We start from the raw sequence: 17,182 nt of genomic DNA, 5'->3' as shown, positions 1-17,182 counted from the left end.
ATATAGTTTACGGACTACCGCAAACAAAAATAGAAAGGAGCACTGTTATGTTGTATGCAAATTTATTAAACGCTATGAAATCGAAAGGTATTACATCAACGCAGTTAGCGAATTTACTTGAATGTAGACAAGCAACGATGAGTGATAAATTAAATGGAGTTGTAAACTGCGGATTTTATTTTGACGAAGCGTACAAAATTAAAAAAGTATTTTTTCCGGAATATGATTATGACTATTTGTTTATCCGTGAAAAACTTGTTTCATAAGAACAAATGTTCTGATATTTTAACAGTCAATATACTTTTAGTCAAGGAAAGCTTTGTACAAATATTTTTCGCAACATGTACAACCAGTACTACATACATTGTACAAAGAGAATAGGAGGAAGCGGATTTGAAAGAACCAACCTTCACATTTGTTGGAAAACCTGATGCTAAGAAGGCAATGAGGCTTCTTATAGAATTATATTGCGAGCAAGAAGGATATGAGATAACAGAATTGGTTTTTGCTAGTAATGAAAAGCCGACAGATGATAAAACTGCTTAGGCAGTTAAGCGTAGGACAAGCTGAGAGGAGGTGGAAGAGATGGATAATAGTGGAATAGATATTAATACACTTAAAGATGTTCTGCTAGAACAAATCAATGCCCTAGCAGAATGGAATCTTGAAAACATTAATGTTGATGCTGAACAGATAAGAAAAAACATAGTTACGATAGCAGAAATCATTCAACTGATGGTTTCTCTAAATCAGCAAGTGTCGAATGGATGGCTTTAATACCATTGCATAATCCATCAATATTTACGAATTTTTCTACTTTGCTGTGCGAATTGCCGCCGACATACGAAGCTTGCGTTGGATTAGCATTTATGTAAGCAATTATAATTTCAGCAGTCAGCTCTTTATCAGTTTTACTCATAAGTATTTCTCCTTTCTTATGTACTCAGCTTGGCAGGGCCTGTAAGTACATTATAGGAGAAACGACAAATTATTACAATAAGAAAGGATGGTGAGAACGTGAAACGTAAGCTTGTAAGATTCCTAATCAACAATCAGCATGGTAGGTTGGCTAGAAAGTTATCTGAAAGGCTTTATTGGGAAGTGAAATGGGAATTAGAGTTCCGTTAAAAAAGGAGGTAATAACTTGGCTACATATTTTTGGTGTAGGTATTGTGGCGTGCCCTGGAATGTTTCAGCACATTTAGGATACACAAAAGATAATTACACGTGTCCATGGTGTAACTCTAGGATGAGGAAGAAAATAAAAATGAACACAGGAGCTGTTAATAAATGAAAAACGCCAAGCTGGATGGCCGTCCAAGCTTAGCGCACAAACAAAAATAATCTAAAGGCATTATAACATGCCGGGAAGGATCTGTAAATGAAGAATACAGGAATTGTTAGACATATCGATGGATTAGGAAGAATCGTTCTTCCAATGGAAATGAGAAAATTACAGGACATCAAAGAAGGAGATCCACTGGAAATTTATGTGGACTATGACAGCATAGTACTTAAAAAGCATCAAGATGAGTGTACCTGCAGAGTATGTGGCCAGAAACTAGGTAAAGAAAAGAGAATGGTTACTCTGAATGATATTACCTTATGTACCGAATGCATTAAGTGGTTTAACGATGAGATATAAAGTTATGAAAGATTATTGGACATGCCATCACTGCCAAGCCAATTTGGACCACGGTGAGAAGTGCGATTGTGCTGAAAGTAGATTAGGTTTTGTAGTTGTTCCAAACGACTACGGAAAACATGATAAGGAGGTATATTCGAATGGGATATAAGAATGATTTTAGCAAGGAAGAAGTAAGGGAGAAGATATTCAATCTTCTTATGAGTACCGGTAGAGAAGGTATCAGTAACTTGTTTAATCATATGGATAAGAACGGTTTTTTTACAGCTCCATGTAGTGGAGGTAATCATCTATCCAAAGAAGGTGGATTAGCCGAACATAGCTTAAATGTGTACAATATCGCGAATGATACAGCGGTTACGATTTTTGGATTTGAAGAAATGTGTAGACTTGGTGATTCCATAATCATTGCTGCGCTACTTCATGATTTAGGTAAGATTGGTCAATTCGAAAAACCATTGTATGTTGAGAATATTCTGCAGAGTGGGAAACGATCGACTGCAAAGCCTTATGCACAGAGCTCAGATTTGCTCAAGGTTGACCATGAAGTTGTGTCCGTAGTTGAGGCGAGTAGATTTATTCAACTCACTGAAGAGGAGCAATTCGCAATCCTTTATCATAATGGAATGTATGTTGGTTTGGGACGTAGCCTTAAGGACAATGAAACACCTCTTCAGATACTTATCCATTTTGCTGACATGTGGGCGAGTCGAGTTACTGAGGAAGATGGTGAGTCAAATGATTAATAGTTTTGAAAGAGATAACTTTTATATGTTGTCATGGTTGGACCAGTTTATGACAGGTTACAAAGGATTTATCGCAGGTGGTTCTTTCAAAAATATTTTCAATCATGAGAAAGTGAAGGATTTAGATATCTTTTTTGAAAGCAAAGTGGACTTTGATTCAGCAGTGGAACACTTTGATAAAATGTGCGGCGAGAATAACACTGGCGGAAAATATCATTTTTATTACGAGAATAAAAACGTTAAAGCTTATAAGCACGTTGAAACAGGCATCACATTGGAACTATGTTGCAAAGTATTCGGAAGTGCTAGAAACATAATAAGCCAGTTTGATTTCACGATAACTAAATTTGCTTATTTTAAAGAGCAAGTAAAAGATGCAGAATCAGATGATAACCATATCGAATATATGATAGCTTGCGATGATAAGTTTTTTGAACACTTGCATCTTAAAAGACTGGTTACTGACGACAAAATTTTATATCCAATGAGTACATTCGAAAGAATGATCCGGTATATAAAGTATGGTTATATGCCATGCAAAGAAACCAAACTAAGAATCGCATCTGCAATAAGTGAGCTTAGTAAAGAGCAAATTGACATTTCTAATAGTTTATATGAGGGGGTAGATTAACATTGAATGAACTTCAAGTAATAGTAACACAGAAGCCTGCAGAGATTTCCTTCAACTTTGATGAAATCAAGCAGAGCCTTTCTGAACAGATGGAAATCTATAAATCTATGGAAGTAACGGAAGAAGTCCTTGCCGAGCGTAAGAAAGATATTGCTACTCTTCGCAAGATAGCTAAAGCAATCGATGATAAGCGCAAGGAAGTAAAAAGTAACTACATGATTCCGTATGAGGAGTTCGAGAAAAAGGCTAAGGAGCTTGTAGAGATTATAAATGAGCCTATTGAGTTAATCAATAAGCAAGTTAAGGAATTTGACGAAAAACAGAAGGCTGAGAAAAGACAAAAAGCTTTCGATTATTATCTGCAGAAGATGGGCGGTCAATCTGAAACCTTAGAGTTTGAAGAAGTTTTTAAGGATTCCTGGCTCAATGTTAATACATCTTTTAAATCTATCAAGAATGATATTGATACAGCCTTATCTGATCGTTTAGCTGACTTAGAGGCGATAGCTGCAAGGAAATCAGAGGTTGAAGAAAAAGCAATAGCAGTTTATAAACAGACCAAGAAATTATCTGATGCTATGAAGATTATTAATGATTATGACATACAGAAAAAAGCTATTCTTGAAGCCGAAGAGCGTCGTATACGAGCGGAAGAGGAACGCAGAAAGCGAGAAGAAGAGCGTAAGGCTCGTGAGGAGCAAGAGCGTCTTTCCAGGGAACAAAGAGAGCGCGAGCTTGCTGCAGAACGTGAACGCCAGTCAGAGATAGATCGGATCCGCGCAGAGGAAAGAGCAAAGGTACAGGAGGAAGTTTGTAGGCAACAGGAAGAGATTAGAAGGCGTGAGGAATCTCAAAGAGTTATTGAGAAAGAGGTATCTCCATTTCCTATTGTAGAGGAAGTAGATTTTCCTGGTTCACCTTTCCCTGTTATCGCTGACGAGACACCTTTTCCTGCAGAAGAAGTGAAAAAAGAAGAATCTGTTTTTGAAGTGAAACACACGCCAGTTAGTCAAGTGACTACTGTTAGATATATGGTTAAAGGAACTGAAGAACAACATAAGCAAGTTGAGAAGATTCTTTCTGAGCTTGGTGTACAGTTTGCAAAGTTATAGGAGGTATTGAGAATGGAAGGAATGATTTATAAGGCAATTAGTAGTGTCATGGAGGATATTGGAGCCATTAGTAAGAACTCCAGGAACCAACAACAAGGATTTATGTTCAGGGGAATTGATGCAGTAATGAATGCAATTAATCCGGCACTAATTAAGCATAAATTATTTGTTGTACCGGAGATTTTGGAACAGACAAGAGAAGAACGAACAACTACCAAGGGAGGGAACCTTATTTACTCGATTTGTAAGGTGAAGTATACCTTCTATGCGGAGGATGGTTCAAACATTGAAGCTATTGTGATTGGTGAAGGCATGGATAGTGGTGACAAGGCAACTAATAAAGCGATGTCTATTGCATTTAAATACGCTTGTTTCCAAGTCTTCTGTATTCCAACAGAGGAAATGAAGGATCCAGACGAAGAGTTTCATGATGTTAACCCAAGAGGGAAAACGAATGCAAAACCGGAGCAAAAGAATAACAAGCCAAAACCAGAGAATAAGCCTAAAGATTCAATAACAGAAAAGAAACAAGAGGAACAAGAGCCATCTACTGAATTAGATGCTATCAAGATGGCTGAACTCAACGCAGAGCTAGCACGTACCGGTGCTAGCGTTAAGAGCATGTTAATGTTCTACAAGATTGATTCAGTAGAAAAGCTTACTCCGGAAAATTTAGAAGATGCAATTAAGAGATTAAAACCATTGAGAGATAAGAAGGTGGGTGCCTAATGAATAAAGTTATGATGATTTGTCGATTGACCAAAGATCCTGAGATTCGATATGGACAAGCAAATGGAACAGCGATTGCCTCCTACGGAATTGCAGTAAACAGACGATTTAAGCGTGATGGTGAACCGGATGCAGACTTTTTCAACTGTGTATGTTTTGGACGGAACGCCGAGTTTGCTGAGAAGTATCTTGCCAAGGGAAGTAAGATTGCTATTGTTGGTAGTATTCAGAATGAGAATTATACCAATAAAGATGGTCAAAAAGTTTACTCTACAAAAATTCTTGTAGACGAGATGGAATTTGCAGAAAGTAAGAGCTCCGGAAGTGACTATCAGCAATCATCAAGACCTGCACCAAGTGAAGCTAGCGGTGATGGGTTTATGAACATTCCGGACGGCATTGACGAAGAACTACCATTTAATTAGTTGTTAGGAGAGTGATTACTTGACTATACAAGTCGACTCAAGAGAAAAGGCGAGAGCTATTAAAAAGATATTGGAAACATTTGATTCAAGTGGAGTCAAGTATTACATTTCAAAGTTATGGACCGGGGACTATATGAGCTTAGATAATCCCCGGCTCATAGTAGACAGGAAACAAAATATAAGTGAGATATGTAATAACGTTACGCAAGACCATACTAGGTTTCGAAACGAACTTATTAGGGCTCAAGAGCATGGTATTAAACTTGTAATCTTATGTGAGCATGGTAATGGAATATACAGCCTCCAAGACTTAGTATTTTGGGAGAACCCTAGAGCTAAGAAACGTATCAAGATTGATGGCAAATGGACTGATGTTGAAGTTAAAGCGATGAAGGGTGAAGTACTATATAAAATATTGAATACTCTTCAGGACAAGTATGGTTGTGAATTTTTATTCTGCGATAAGAAGGATACCGGTAAAAGGATTTTAGAAATCCTGGGTGAACGCAATGACTCTTGAGGAAAAGAAAGAACGAAAAGAAGAAATAATTCAGTCTAAAAATATGTTTCACGTTCTGGAAGAGCATGGAGTAAAGGTTAAGCGCAGAATGTGTTGCTGCATATTTCACCAGGAGAAGAATCCGTCAATGAAGGTCTTTAAGGACGGTGTTCAATGCTTTGTTTGTGGTCAAAACTGGAATGTATTTGATGTAGTAATGCAGCTGACTGGTTGTGATTTCAATACCACATTTGATTTACTTGGTGGTAATGATAAACCTTCATGGAAATCATATGCAACAGCTAAAAGAGCAAAAAGTATACGCAAAAATAAATTAGGATTAGCTAATCTTAAAAATCAAAAGATTAAGGATCAAAGAACAAAAGTTATGGCTTTAAGAGATTTGATTAGGGCAGAGAAGCCTTATTCTGAAATATGGTGTAATAGTCATAATAGATTAGTTTACGAAGAATATATTTTAGATCAGATGATTGATGAGGTGAGTAAATGATAGATTACAAGTCACTGGATAAGGTCAAGATCCTTGAAGACGACATTTTTATAGAGATTTATGATGAGCAGGATCCTATTCAGCAGGCTGCTATGATTTGCACACTTTCAGACATAGCAAAAGAATGCGGTGTGAAGCAAAACTTTGATCGGATGCTCAGAGCGTTTAAGAAAGCAAAACAAACTTTTAATCAGCAGACAGGAGGAAGTTATACCGACTTTGGAGACGAGTACCCTAAGATGTATTGCGGCGGTTGGATAGCGAACGATGATGGCATTTCAATACTTACCAACTTCGGTGAAAAGACTGCCTGTAGCCATCCCATCTTACCAGTGCGGTCTTTGATTAATGCGGAGACCGGATACTTAAAAACGGTATTAGCATTCAAGGTGAGAAACCGATGGCGAGAAGTCATTATAGATAAGGAGGTTATCTCCTCTAATAACAGAATTGTTAACCTTTCAAAGTATGGTATTCGTGTCACTTCAGAGAATGCCAGGGCATTAGTCCAATATCTTGCAGATATGGAGAGTATGAATGAAAAGGTTATTCCTGAACAGAAATCATCTTCAAAGCTTGGTTGGTTAGATAAATCATTCGTTCCCTATGATTCTACAGTAGTATTTGATAATGATGATGCTCTTTCCGGTGCATTTAAAAGTGTTACAAGTAATGGCTCCTATACAAAATGGCTAGAGTTAATGAGGGAGATACGAAGCTCCGGAAGAATTGAACCTAATATGTATTTAGCCGGGGCGTTTGCTAGTCCATTGCTACATAAATTCAATGCACTTCCATTTATTATCTCCACATATGGCAAGACAGGTAAGGGTAAGACGGTAGCACTTATGGTAGCTACGAGTGTGTGGGCGGATCCAACAGAAGGAAAATATTTTATTCGTGCCAAGGCAAACGAAATCGCGTTAGAGGTCCGGCTAGATTTTTTAAATCACCTTCCACTCGCCATTGATGATCTATCGCAGATTCAAAAGAAGGTCAAAGATGATTTTGGTGAGTTTGTTTATAATCTTTGCTCCGGAGGCGGTAAAGAACGCTCCAATACAAATATTGGACTGCAGCGACAGCGTTATTGGAAGAATATTGTTCTAACCAATTCAGAGAGATCCTTAGTTAGTGAAACTATGAATGGTGGAGCTATCAACAGAATTATTGAAGTTGAGTCAGAGGAAGGAAATATATTTGAAAGTGGCGCCGAAGTTGTAGACATTATCAAGGAGCATTATGGATTCGCCGGTGAGGAGTTCATTAACATTATATCTCACATGTCACTAGAGGAGCTTAAGTCTATCCAGAGAGAGTTCTTGGATCGAATTTATGCAAAGCAATTCGAAATGGGTGAGGAGAAAGAAGAAAAGCAGATTATACCAATGTCCATTTTGTTGACTGCAGACAAAATAGCAACTGAGCAGATATTTGAAGATGGTCATTATCTTGACTTTGATAAGTGTTATGAGATGTTGAAGAGTAAAGGGGATATTTCAGAAGAAGAAAGGGCATATGATTTCATTATGTCTGATATCCAAGTGCATCGAAATAATTTCGAGTCAGATAGATTTACCGGTGAAATCTGGGGAGCTATTGATAAAGGGTATGCAATTATTCATAACAATATCTTCAACTCAATGTGTGAGCGTGGAAACTTCTCCGGAAAGTCTTTCTTGACCTGGGCGGATCGAAACGGATTACTTATTAAGGATGATAAAGGCGGAAAGAATTTCAAAAACAAAAAGTTCCAAGGCAAGTCAATACGTTGCATATTCCTAAGAATGGATAGTGAGCTTCAGGACGAAGAAGAAAGTGTAACCGAATTTAGGTCAATTCATGAGAATGAAAATGTACCTTTTGATTAAAATCATGAAGCGGTTACACCTAAAGTTACACCTAAAAAAGAGCCAGTGTAACCACGTAAAGCATCGATTTTAATATAGTTACAGCGATTTTTCTACTTGGTTACACCTCTTGATAGGAAGACCTATATATGTATTAGTGTGTGTCTATATTTGAATAGTGACATACATACACACTGAACCCTTTATAGATAAAACATAAAATTTGGTGTAACTGGTGTAACCATGCTAAAAAACACAGTGTTTTCAATACTTTCAGAGGTTACACCGAAGATGCATTAGTATAAAAAATGTGTAACCTGTGTAACTAAGGAGACAAAGAATGAATAGTGTTTTAAAAACATATACACCTTCGGATCAGGAGGTAAAGGGAATCTGGGCAGACACATATAAATTGTTCCTGCAGTACAAGGATGTTGATTGCTCTGAATATGAGAATGAAATTAACCTGGCATGTGAAACAATCGGTCAGAATTATGAAAATTGTGAAATATCGGCACTTTTAGTTACTGCAGTGTTAAGAACCTTGATTGACAGAAGTGAAACATATAAAAGCCTTATTAAGAATAGGGGTGAATTTGATGGACGAAATGGTAAGTAAATCAGAATCATGGAAGGATTACAAACCTTCTCATGAGTCAATTAAGAATATCATTAAAGCGCAGATAAATAACCTTTTTGATAACCAAGTTGTTATCGGGTTTTACCTTAAGCGTATAAATGATGAATGTATGTACAAGGAAGATGGGTTTAGCGGAATCGGAGAATATGCCTATCAAACCTATGGAATTGAGAAAGATAGATGTTCTTGGCTGATGAGAATTGCAGATAAATTTTGCAAGGAAGGATCTCCATGCTTGAAGGATGAATGGAAACCATTTAGTATTTCAAAACTTAGAGAATTAACTTATCTTACAGATGAACAACTTAAGGAAGTTACACCTAATACAACTGTTAAGGTAATACGTAAGATGAAACCAAAGAAAGAAAAAGTTGCTACATCGCAACCTAAGTCGGATGTGACTGAAAGCAAACCAGGTATTTCGATACAGGTAGAAGAGAACAGATCATCAGGACAATGCATACATAGGACTGAATTTATTTGTACCTTATCGGAATCGAGTAAGCTGACAACATTGAATGGCGAGAACTGCAGTAACTCTTGTTGTTGGAATTGTAATCGTCATGGAGCATGTGGATATGAATGTAATAGTTCTGCTCATCGACCTGATATGGATAACCGGTTAGAGTCTGTAAATGAAAATGCTGAAATGATACAAAAAGAGCCCGAAATCGTGATTGAAATAGCTGAAAACGTTATTGAAGAGACTGAAACCGTGTCCGAACAGGATGAAATTACATTTCCTTGTGACACATGTGATTGGGATATTAAAGGATGTTGCAATTATGGATCCTCTAAATTGGATTACTGTGTAAATGGTGATAAGTGGAAAGCTAAAATCAATACGGAATCTGACATTATTCAGACGGAATACACGGAGCCGGTGCAGCCTGAATTACCAATTCTAAAAAACAATGATCAACGTAAAAATTGGGCTGAAAATTATAAAGCCTGGGGTGAATGGTATCATGATGAAAATATCGATTGTCATTATTACAAATTTGATTTTTTTAACGGAGACAGGCTTATAGTTGAAGAGTACCTGGACAGAGAAACTTACTGGGGAAAGGAAAACAGAGACTTACATTATTTTCATTTACTTCAAAAAGAAAAGCCTAAGTATGAGAAGAACAATACTTATGATAAGAAATATGAACATGATACCACTAGTTTGTCGGAGATTGTTGAATACTTGAAAGAGCTCCAGAAAGGCAGGGCGAAGTAGTGGCAAAGAAAAACGAAAACACATTATCGGCCATGCAGAAAAAAGCAGCTAATAAGATTTGTCTTATATGTGATAAGGAATTTACCAGTGAAGATATATCACAAAATCTCTTTATATACGTTAAAGCTAAAAGTGGTAAAGATAATTTTATTCACAATAGATGTATGAAACAGGAGGTAAGGTTTGGATGGGAAAACAGAATGATATAATCCAAGGAATTAACCAGGGATTAGACCTTGCGCTCCGTATTGTTGAAAAGGACGGAGTAGATGAGTTAAGAAAGACTATCGATTTTCGTAACGTTTCCGGATGCAGCCTGAATATATCCCGCAAGGATGTACAGGCAGCTACCGAGAAGATGAAGTATCATTCGACTATGACAGCTATCGCAATATCTCTCACAATTTTACAGAACGATTTCTTCTTTAGTAACTACCAGATGGAAAAATTCAATGAGTTATTTGCTGAACACGTTAATAAGTGTTGTGATAATCCAGCATTGATTAAAGAGTATTGTGAAAAGGCTGAAGAGGCCGGTATATTTCTAAAAATGGATAAGGAGGGTTAATCATGGAATTAAGAGAATACCAAGAGTTATGGGATAACAAGACTAGAGAAGTTAACAAACTAGTCAGAGATTTAGAGGATGTGGAAGGTAGACTTTCGATGGTTGGAGAGAGTACTGTCGTATGTCTTTACACTGAGATTGATGGTAAGCCAGTAGGTACTACAAAGGTTTCAGATCTACTACCTGAACCGATAATGGCTGAACTGTTTACCAAAGTAATGCATGAGCTGCAGGGTGTGCGTAACGATAGAGCTACTAAGCTTGATGAGATCCTTGGTATCAAACGTAAGCCGGCGATAATAAATCCAGAGTTTGAAACTGCAGTTCAAGAAATGATTGAAAGTTCAAAGGCTAATAAACCGCCCAGGTATGTAGCAAAGCAGGATGTAATTGAGGAACCTAAAAAGAATACAAAAGAAAGTAAGATGAAGGTTGATGAGATAACAGATATGTTGAAAGCCGGTGAAACCATGAGCGCTATAGCTAAGTTCTATGGATACAAAGGCGATGGTATGGTTAGAAAATTTATTGAAAAGAATAACATCACCGTAGGTCAGAGCCCTAAAGAGGTACACCCGAATGAATCTGATATTTCAACCATTAAGGCGGTGTACACGAATGGACCGTTTAACATGCACCAACTGGCAGATGAATTTCGAGTAGATGCCAAGACAATGTACGCTTTCGTAAAGAAACATGGGTTGGATAAGCCAGTAAAGAAGGATCCGTTCAAAGGCAGGTAGGTTAAATTAATGGTGGAGGTAGAACGTGAAAAAAGAGAGCAAACCAAGAATTTATGATGCAGAAAGCATTAACAGCAATCCAGTGATGCCTTACAAAAATGGAGTAATGCAGTTTGTTAATATCCCTGTAAGGATAATCAATGGCGAGGTATGCACGACTAAGGAAAGCGAGGGCAAGTGATTCTTGAAAGTAAAAGTATATCATGTAAATGAAGGAAGTTTAAGAATACTCGATAGCGTTACAAGTAAAGAAATACAAAAGCATTTTGGATTAAGCGAATCATATGTCGGTGCATACATAAGAAGAGGTTTAAAGCTGAAAAGAAAGTTTAGTATTATACCGGCCGGTGAAGTAGAGGTAATAAATGAAACTAAGAATAATCTAACTGATATACAGAAGAAGATAATCAATGAATTGTGTAATTGCAACATGAACAAATGCGAAGTTGCTAGAAAAATGTTTTTTAATCTTAACACAATTATTTACCATATTGAACAAATAAAAATTAAGACGGAGTTAGATCCAAATAAATTCTTTGACTTAATTAAGCTGAAAAATATTGTAAGTAGCTAAATTAATATTTAGCGAGGTAATAAAATGGCTGAATGGAAAGATGTGGTTGGAAAACAGTATAGCGAAGAAGAGAATTATATACATTCTTTAAATTTTACTGGTGGTGGTTCTTACTATATCACTAAAAATGGTATGTACCAGATTGGTTATATAGAAAGAGAACGTAAAATAGCAATTATAAAAGCAAACATAAGATTGTGGGTTATGTGGTTAAGACGTATGCTAACTAGTAAGTAAAACTAGAAATTCCCTCGCTGCAACAAATATTACAGTGAGGGAAAATAAATAATAAAAAATATTACGAAAGATTATTATCAATGCAAATACCACAGAATGAATGACCAAATACTGTTAAATTTATGTACCCATGCTCTTGATATGGTTCAAATGAATTTAAATTGGAATCTAAAGATTGTGCATAGTCAACAGCCTCATTATAAATTTCAGAAGCTTCTGAATTTAGTAATTCATATACATTTTCAGTTGTTAATTGATTCCCCATTTCAACTTCTATTAAACCAAGCCTTTCTAGATTACCTATACAGACTTGTAATATATCATAAGGCATTTCGTTAGCATAACTAACATAGCGAGGTAAGATAGGTTTTCTTGTTGAACCTTTAATAAATTCTAAATGAGTAGTTTTTTCATATTTAATCAAATAGTAATTAATTGTAGGTATACACATACCGTTATTGCACAAGTGCTGTAGAAACAGTGCATCAGACGGAGATAGTTGTTTTATAATATCGACATAGGCTGGGTGAACACCTTCTTTAGTATCAATATTCATAGCGTTGGCTAGTAGATTTGCATATAGATTACGTAGTTCAATGCTGTCCATAGAATAGGAGATTGCTTGAATTGCTGGTACGGCAACATATGGTTCGGGAGTAACTATCTTATCTGCACTAACATGTGCTAGTTTTTCGGCTAATAATTTTTCTGTTTCCGCAAGATTGTATTCTCTTACTGCAATCCATTTGCGCAGTGGAACTAAAGCAGCATTTATAGTACGAGGTATTAGGGCAAGAGTTTTCCCAGTTTCTTGCGTGGCGGGCTTCAAACCGTCATCATAAACTTCAGGAACGGTTTCAATTGCCTTCCCTATACCTTTTGCAAGTTGATTTAACCCTTCTGGCATAAAATCACGACCTTTCAATATTATTTAGAAAAATTATACTATAAAAACAAGAAAAAAGATATAAAAAGGAGAGGAAAGTCATGGGAATTATATTTGCGTCATCTAAAAGAGAAAATGCAAAAGTAAAAGTCGCAGGAAGAACTATTGATATATTATCATTGCTAATAGCAATCAGCAAAACCTTATCAGAAAAAATATCAAAAGAAAATGGAGTGAGCACAGAAGAGGCAGAAAAAGTAATACTTGATATTATCTAAGCTGGAATGAAGATTATTCATTAGACTAGAACTATGGAGGTTATCATGATTGAATTTAAGCCTTGTCCGTTTTGTGGATGCGAAAAAATAGAAATAAAAGTCGTTGGAACTAAGGGATCTGATTCTAGGTATGCTGCCATGTGTGATGATTGTGGAGCAAGAGGTGGAAGGAAAGCAAATAAAGACTCGGCTATAGCTTCATGGAATGAAAGAATGTAGTTTACTGAGAAATTATCGTTTTAAGTCGCAGGTCGCTGTCCTGTTACGACATTTATCATGAAAGATACTAAAACTTCAATGAATTTAGAAAAAAAATAATGCCATAGTTATTCCTCCTTTGAGTGGTGACAACAAAAGTAATGTAGTGAAAATAAGGAATAATGATGTAGTGATAAATGTTTTTGTACAGCGATACAATACGGCTCTCCAGCTCGTGCATGCGCAACCTGTGGCTTAAAACGATAACATATTGATATTAGCATAACAGGGAATATTTATCAATGAGAAAATTAACAGATATATCCAGTATAAAGGGATTGTATAACTAGGAGGTTATCATGAAAGAAAAAATAAAGTACGGAATAGAAACTTTTGTATTTGCCTTTATAACAGGCGCAGGATTACTGCTTGGTATGCGTGTAATACAAGCATTGTTTTAAAACGATGAAACTAGAATTAAGTAGATAAATTGAAAGAAGTTTTTACATTCCATTGAATTAGTAACAAGAAATGAAGGGATAAAAAACAGCGAGGGCTGCCATATAGACAGCCCAATAGATAATTAATTTACAAGCCTTGCACAGTAACCATAAATTGGTACAGGTTGGAATCCAACTATAACAATTTTATATGTTTCATTCTGCGTTGACATTGGAAGGGTAAAACTAAAGCCCATGCTACCATAAATAACTTCATTTTTGATTTCCTGATATGTATTACCTGTAGTTTTTACAACTACTATTCTGACATCAGCGTTATATTGCATGTCAACACTAAAATTCAATCTTTGAAAAGGAGGGACCTGCCAAAAGCCGCTTGGCATAAAAATATCATCGAGTCCCAATGATTCACCGGGCTTTAATATGTAATTGTCTGGTCTAAAATCAAAATACTTTACTGTGTCTTCGTAAACAACTGCAGTTGGATATGATGCTGCTAAAGCTGTAGTAGATGGCATAACAGTTATAGTAGCTACAAGAGCGATAATAAAAATTTTCTTGATAATATTTTTCATAGTATGACTCCTTTCATAAAAAGCTTAACTATAAGTTACAGAATATTAAGCAACTCATATCCGGATTAGAGATACTTAATATACTATAAGTTTACAGTAAATGACAATATATGTAAATTAGCAAAAGACACAAATATTACTAAACATTTCAGTAAATATAACTATTAAGTCCATGAATTGTGAAAATAAAAACATTAAAAATATAATTTACGAATATTAGGAGGTATTGTTTTGGGAAAAACTACAACAGACGAGTTAATAGATAAGGCAGTGAAGAAAGCTGTGAAAGAATTTATCAATGATAGTAAGAAGAAGAACAGAAACGCAATCAAAAAGAGAACTAGGAAGTTAATGAGTAGCTACAACAGTATAAAGTCACATGTTGATGAAGGAGTATCAGAGGTTTTAGATGCCAGTATTGGCTTTGTGAGAGAGGATCTCGATGAGGACGACTTATACATAATGAGTATCCGCAGGAGTCGAATCCGTAGCATGATTATGGTGGCTCATATAGACAAGTGTCTAGCGCTTCTTAAAGCAGAAGAGGAGCGCAAGGGGACACCGGAAAAGTACGAAGTGTTCATTAGTCACTACCTGGAAGAAAAGACCTATGATGATCTGTCAAGTGCATTCTCGTGTTCTTCAAAGACGGCGATGAGATGGGTCATAGAGCTGGAAGGGTTGATTTCACTATATTTATACGGTGTAGACGGACTATCATTAGATTGATAAAACCATGTCCAAATGATGTCCTTTACATGGGTTTTTAGGTCATTTATAATTAGTATTGTGAAAAGTTATATCTTGGTATTGCCCCATTGAGAACTTCCATTTAGCGGTCATCGACCTGAATAAGGTCGGTGGCTGATTGAACCGATTTTCTATTATACTTTGTTCCGGTTCTCAATCTCGAAAAGAATAGCGTTTACGCTGCAAAGACTTGTGCGTTATCAATACTAGGTTTCTCTTCTTGGTATCAAAGCCATTAAGAGAACTTCTGCTGGAATACAGTACTTAACTGTAGTTTGAAAATCTATTACGAGAAGTAGACCAGCAGACATGGGATAGTAGCTCAATTGGCAGAGCACTGGCGGCCGCATAACAAGTACAGCATGTAATGGTTCGAATCCATTCTATTCCAATGATTCGCTTGCCATGGTGAATCTCCTTAAAATCTTATTCCAAGAAAGGCATCTGTTGATTTATAGCGGGTGTCTTTTTATGTTGCATAAAAACGTAAATTGGTATATTATGTAATGTAGAATACCATTAGGGAGAGATACAATGAGTGATAGAGAAAATAACAGAAAAATTCAGGAACAAAGAGCTGTAGAAATAAATTCGAAAGTAAATTTCGCATTAGGAACAACTGTTACAAAACCCATTGATAAAAGTTTGATGACTGGGACATCTAACTTATCTAAGAATGAGGGGGGAACTAAAAATAAAGGAGATTAAATTAATAATTGATTACATACCGGACATACTTCAATATTTTGTCCCCGGATACTGGGGGATATTTATTTTTTCTTATTTATCATCAAAAAAAATTAATAACAAAATTAAAACCATCATGGCTTGCGTAGTCAGCTATATTTTGGTTGCGTTAATTCATATAGTGAATGTTGCGTTTATAAATAGTGAATTGTTTTCAAAAACATTATTTGTTTCAGGTGTAGCAACAGTTATTTCAACAATATTGGCAATTTGCCTGTCTATGCTGTTCCTATGTCAGAGAGTTAATACTTTTATGTTAAAGGTGCTTCATAAATCACCGAATGATGATATTTGGAGAGATATATTTAACTACAATCAAGGTTCGAATTTGAAAGTTTATCTAAAGGACAAACCATATTATATAATCGGGCACTATAAGTTACACGAAGAAAAAGAAAATAATTCTTGGTTTGCGCTTTCAGCTTATAGTAAAATGGATAAACTAACAAATCAAAATTATAATAACGAACCGGATTATAGTGATAGAGAAGATATTATAATTGCGGTAAGGCTAAGTGATATGGAACATATAGAAATATTTTAAACATGCAGAAATAGTTGGAGGATATATGGATATCAGTGAGATTTTTAAAGCAAATATCGAACTTAAGAATGATATAGAAAAATTCCTAAAACGAGGAATCTGCGATATACTTGGATATGATGCTAGAATAATTTCAAATGATCATGTTAATTATGTATTGGAATATTACGATAGATACAATATAACAGTAGATTTTAACAGAGCAGAATTCTATACATTTATACTCGCCAAAGTAAATGAGTCCAATAAAGTTAATGCTAAAGAAGTGATTAATATTGAAGAAGATTTTAAACTTTTCATATCAAAGAAAATCTCAAACGGATTGTTGAAACAAATTGTTAAGAGCCAATAGTAGGCTCTTTTCTTTTACCAAAACGACGAATAGGAGGTGTCGACTGATTGCCAAGAGGCAGTTTGGAGTAATATACCTGTATAATTTAGCATTCCTGTATGTTAATATAAGATTAATTTCATACGGAGGTGCAGTGAAATGAGTGAAGTTGTCACCATACTAATACTTGTTCTCTTTATTTTATATATACTAAAATAAGACTGAACACCAGTAGTCAACATGATACTGGTTATGGTGATATACAAACAATATAAAA

29 protein-coding genes and 1 tRNA gene are annotated in these 17,182 nt (G+C 35.8%); 28 read left to right on the top strand and 2 right to left on the bottom strand.

The genetic code is table 11. The annotated features are described in order from the left end of the window. The first annotated feature begins 47 nt into the window (after nucleotides 1-47). From CPHY_RS15500 to CPHY_RS15415, 21 genes are all read left to right on the top strand, one after another. Nucleotides 48-266, top strand: coding sequence for a DNA-binding protein (locus CPHY_RS15500; protein ID WP_012201001.1), 219 nt, complete (start codon nucleotides 48-50; stop codon nucleotides 264-266). A gap of 127 nt (nucleotides 267-393) precedes the next feature. Further along, nucleotides 394-546 (top strand): hypothetical protein, encoded by a 153-nt coding sequence (locus CPHY_RS21845; protein WP_157668741.1) that lies wholly within the window; start codon nucleotides 394-396, stop codon nucleotides 544-546. 39 nt (nucleotides 547-585) lie between these two features. Continuing rightward, a complete protein-coding gene (locus CPHY_RS15495; RefSeq protein ID WP_041703723.1) occupies nucleotides 586-777 on the top strand; it encodes a hypothetical protein in 192 nt (63 codons plus the stop codon). Nucleotides 778-1,381: 604 nt separating this feature from the next. Next, nucleotides 1,382-1,645, top strand: coding sequence for an AbrB/MazE/SpoVT family DNA-binding domain-containing protein (locus tag CPHY_RS15490; protein ID WP_012201000.1), 264 nt, complete (start codon nucleotides 1,382-1,384; stop codon nucleotides 1,643-1,645). Continuing rightward, a complete protein-coding gene (locus tag CPHY_RS21840; RefSeq protein ID WP_157668740.1) occupies nucleotides 1,635-1,796 on the top strand; it encodes a hypothetical protein in 162 nt (53 codons plus the stop codon). The genes CPHY_RS15490 and CPHY_RS21840 overlap by 11 nt, the downstream gene beginning before the upstream one ends. Then, nucleotides 1,786-2,391, top strand: a complete 606-nt coding sequence (locus CPHY_RS15485; RefSeq protein WP_012200999.1) for an HD domain-containing protein — start codon at nucleotides 1,786-1,788, stop codon at nucleotides 2,389-2,391. The genes CPHY_RS21840 and CPHY_RS15485 overlap by 11 nt, the downstream gene beginning before the upstream one ends. Beyond that, a complete protein-coding gene (locus tag CPHY_RS15480) occupies nucleotides 2,384-3,022 on the top strand; it encodes a hypothetical protein (RefSeq protein ID WP_012200998.1) in 639 nt (212 codons plus the stop codon). Before CPHY_RS15485 ends, CPHY_RS15480 begins: the two co-directional genes overlap by 8 nt. A gap of 2 nt (nucleotides 3,023-3,024) precedes the next feature. Continuing rightward, nucleotides 3,025-4,134, top strand: coding sequence for a DUF1351 domain-containing protein (locus CPHY_RS15475; RefSeq protein WP_012200997.1), 1,110 nt, complete (start codon nucleotides 3,025-3,027; stop codon nucleotides 4,132-4,134). Between the two features lie 12 nt (nucleotides 4,135-4,146). Beyond that, nucleotides 4,147-4,863: an ERF family protein gene (locus tag CPHY_RS15470; RefSeq protein WP_012200996.1), complete on the top strand. Its 717-nt coding sequence runs from the start codon at nucleotides 4,147-4,149 to the stop codon at nucleotides 4,861-4,863. Then, entirely contained in the window at nucleotides 4,863-5,288 is a 426-nt protein-coding gene (locus CPHY_RS15465; protein WP_012200995.1) for a single-stranded DNA-binding protein, read from the top strand. Before CPHY_RS15470 ends, CPHY_RS15465 begins: the two co-directional genes overlap by 1 nt. Before the next feature lie 19 nt (nucleotides 5,289-5,307). After that, a complete protein-coding gene (locus CPHY_RS15460) occupies nucleotides 5,308-5,808 on the top strand; it encodes an ERCC4 domain-containing protein (RefSeq protein WP_012200994.1) in 501 nt (166 codons plus the stop codon). Continuing rightward, on the top strand, nucleotides 5,798-6,298 hold the full coding sequence (locus tag CPHY_RS15455; protein WP_012200993.1) for a CHC2 zinc finger domain-containing protein: 501 nt from the start codon (nucleotides 5,798-5,800) through the stop codon (nucleotides 6,296-6,298). Before CPHY_RS15460 ends, CPHY_RS15455 begins: the two co-directional genes overlap by 11 nt. Then, a complete protein-coding gene (locus CPHY_RS15450; RefSeq protein WP_012200992.1) occupies nucleotides 6,295-8,169 on the top strand; it encodes a DUF927 domain-containing protein in 1,875 nt (624 codons plus the stop codon). The genes CPHY_RS15455 and CPHY_RS15450 overlap by 4 nt, the downstream gene beginning before the upstream one ends. A 319-nt stretch (nucleotides 8,170-8,488) precedes the next feature. Then, a complete protein-coding gene (locus tag CPHY_RS15445) occupies nucleotides 8,489-8,767 on the top strand; it encodes a hypothetical protein (RefSeq protein ID WP_012200991.1) in 279 nt (92 codons plus the stop codon). Further along, nucleotides 8,748-10,013, top strand: a complete 1,266-nt coding sequence (locus CPHY_RS15440) for a hypothetical protein (protein WP_012200990.1) — start codon at nucleotides 8,748-8,750, stop codon at nucleotides 10,011-10,013. Before CPHY_RS15445 ends, CPHY_RS15440 begins: the two co-directional genes overlap by 20 nt. Further along, the gene (locus tag CPHY_RS15435; protein WP_041703722.1) at nucleotides 10,013-10,222 is read left to right on the top strand and encodes a hypothetical protein; all 210 of its coding nucleotides are present in this window, start codon (nucleotides 10,013-10,015) and stop codon (nucleotides 10,220-10,222) included. The genes CPHY_RS15440 and CPHY_RS15435 overlap by 1 nt, the downstream gene beginning before the upstream one ends. Continuing rightward, on the top strand, nucleotides 10,201-10,581 hold the full coding sequence (locus tag CPHY_RS15430; protein WP_012200989.1) for a hypothetical protein: 381 nt from the start codon (nucleotides 10,201-10,203) through the stop codon (nucleotides 10,579-10,581). Before CPHY_RS15435 ends, CPHY_RS15430 begins: the two co-directional genes overlap by 22 nt. Nucleotides 10,582-10,583: 2 nt before the next feature. Beyond that, nucleotides 10,584-11,324, top strand: a complete 741-nt coding sequence (locus CPHY_RS15425; protein ID WP_012200988.1) for a hypothetical protein — start codon at nucleotides 10,584-10,586, stop codon at nucleotides 11,322-11,324. A 25-nt stretch (nucleotides 11,325-11,349) separates the two neighbouring features. After that, nucleotides 11,350-11,505: a hypothetical protein gene (locus tag CPHY_RS21835; protein ID WP_157668739.1), complete on the top strand. Its 156-nt coding sequence runs from the start codon at nucleotides 11,350-11,352 to the stop codon at nucleotides 11,503-11,505. Nucleotides 11,506-11,508: 3 nt separating this feature from the next. Next, the gene (locus tag CPHY_RS15420) at nucleotides 11,509-11,898 is read left to right on the top strand and encodes a CdaR family transcriptional regulator (RefSeq protein WP_012200987.1); all 390 of its coding nucleotides are present in this window, start codon (nucleotides 11,509-11,511) and stop codon (nucleotides 11,896-11,898) included. 24 nt (nucleotides 11,899-11,922) lie between these two features. Next, a complete protein-coding gene (locus CPHY_RS15415; RefSeq protein ID WP_012200986.1) occupies nucleotides 11,923-12,135 on the top strand; it encodes a hypothetical protein in 213 nt (70 codons plus the stop codon). 61 nt (nucleotides 12,136-12,196) lie between these two features. On the opposite strand, the gene CPHY_RS20955 is transcribed toward CPHY_RS15415, so the two are convergent. Next, on the bottom strand, nucleotides 12,197-13,042 hold the full coding sequence (locus CPHY_RS20955; RefSeq protein WP_012200985.1) for a DUF4393 domain-containing protein: 846 nt from the start codon (nucleotides 13,040-13,042) through the stop codon (nucleotides 12,197-12,199). Nucleotides 13,043-13,122: 80 nt separating this feature from the next. On the opposite strand from CPHY_RS20955, the gene CPHY_RS21830 reads away from it, so the two are divergent. Next, nucleotides 13,123-13,299, top strand: coding sequence for a hypothetical protein (locus tag CPHY_RS21830; RefSeq protein ID WP_157668738.1), 177 nt, complete (start codon nucleotides 13,123-13,125; stop codon nucleotides 13,297-13,299). A 45-nt stretch (nucleotides 13,300-13,344) separates the two neighbouring features. Next, nucleotides 13,345-13,518 (top strand): Lar family restriction alleviation protein, encoded by a 174-nt coding sequence (locus CPHY_RS21360; RefSeq protein ID WP_157668737.1) that lies wholly within the window; start codon nucleotides 13,345-13,347, stop codon nucleotides 13,516-13,518. A gap of 562 nt (nucleotides 13,519-14,080) precedes the next feature. On the opposite strand, the gene CPHY_RS15405 is transcribed toward CPHY_RS21360, so the two are convergent. Then, on the bottom strand, nucleotides 14,081-14,533 hold the full coding sequence (locus tag CPHY_RS15405; RefSeq protein WP_012200984.1) for a hypothetical protein: 453 nt from the start codon (nucleotides 14,531-14,533) through the stop codon (nucleotides 14,081-14,083). Between the two features lie 231 nt (nucleotides 14,534-14,764). Here CPHY_RS15405 and CPHY_RS15400 point away from each other — a divergent pair, with 231 nt between their 5' ends. From CPHY_RS15400 to CPHY_RS15385, 5 genes are all read left to right on the top strand, one after another. Continuing rightward, on the top strand, nucleotides 14,765-15,262 hold the full coding sequence (locus tag CPHY_RS15400; RefSeq protein WP_012200983.1) for a hypothetical protein: 498 nt from the start codon (nucleotides 14,765-14,767) through the stop codon (nucleotides 15,260-15,262). A 332-nt stretch (nucleotides 15,263-15,594) separates the two neighbouring features. Continuing rightward, nucleotides 15,595-15,674, top strand: a tRNA-Val gene (locus CPHY_RS15395). Between the two features lie 143 nt (nucleotides 15,675-15,817). Further along, a complete protein-coding gene (locus tag CPHY_RS21825) occupies nucleotides 15,818-15,991 on the top strand; it encodes a hypothetical protein (protein WP_157668736.1) in 174 nt (57 codons plus the stop codon). Between the two features lie 292 nt (nucleotides 15,992-16,283). Next, nucleotides 16,284-16,574: a hypothetical protein gene (locus CPHY_RS21820; protein ID WP_157668735.1), complete on the top strand. Its 291-nt coding sequence runs from the start codon at nucleotides 16,284-16,286 to the stop codon at nucleotides 16,572-16,574. A 25-nt stretch (nucleotides 16,575-16,599) separates the two neighbouring features. Further along, on the top strand, nucleotides 16,600-16,926 hold the full coding sequence (locus CPHY_RS15385) for a hypothetical protein (RefSeq protein WP_012200981.1): 327 nt from the start codon (nucleotides 16,600-16,602) through the stop codon (nucleotides 16,924-16,926). Nucleotides 16,927-17,182 lie beyond the last annotated feature (256 nt).

Origin of the sequence: Lachnoclostridium phytofermentans ISDg (genome assembly GCF_000018685.1) — a bacterium.
GTDB lineage: Bacteria > Bacillota > Clostridia > Lachnospirales > Lachnospiraceae > Lachnoclostridium > Lachnoclostridium phytofermentans.
Note: the sequence above shows the minus strand (reverse complement) of the source record. Positions and strands in the feature narration are given on the sequence as shown.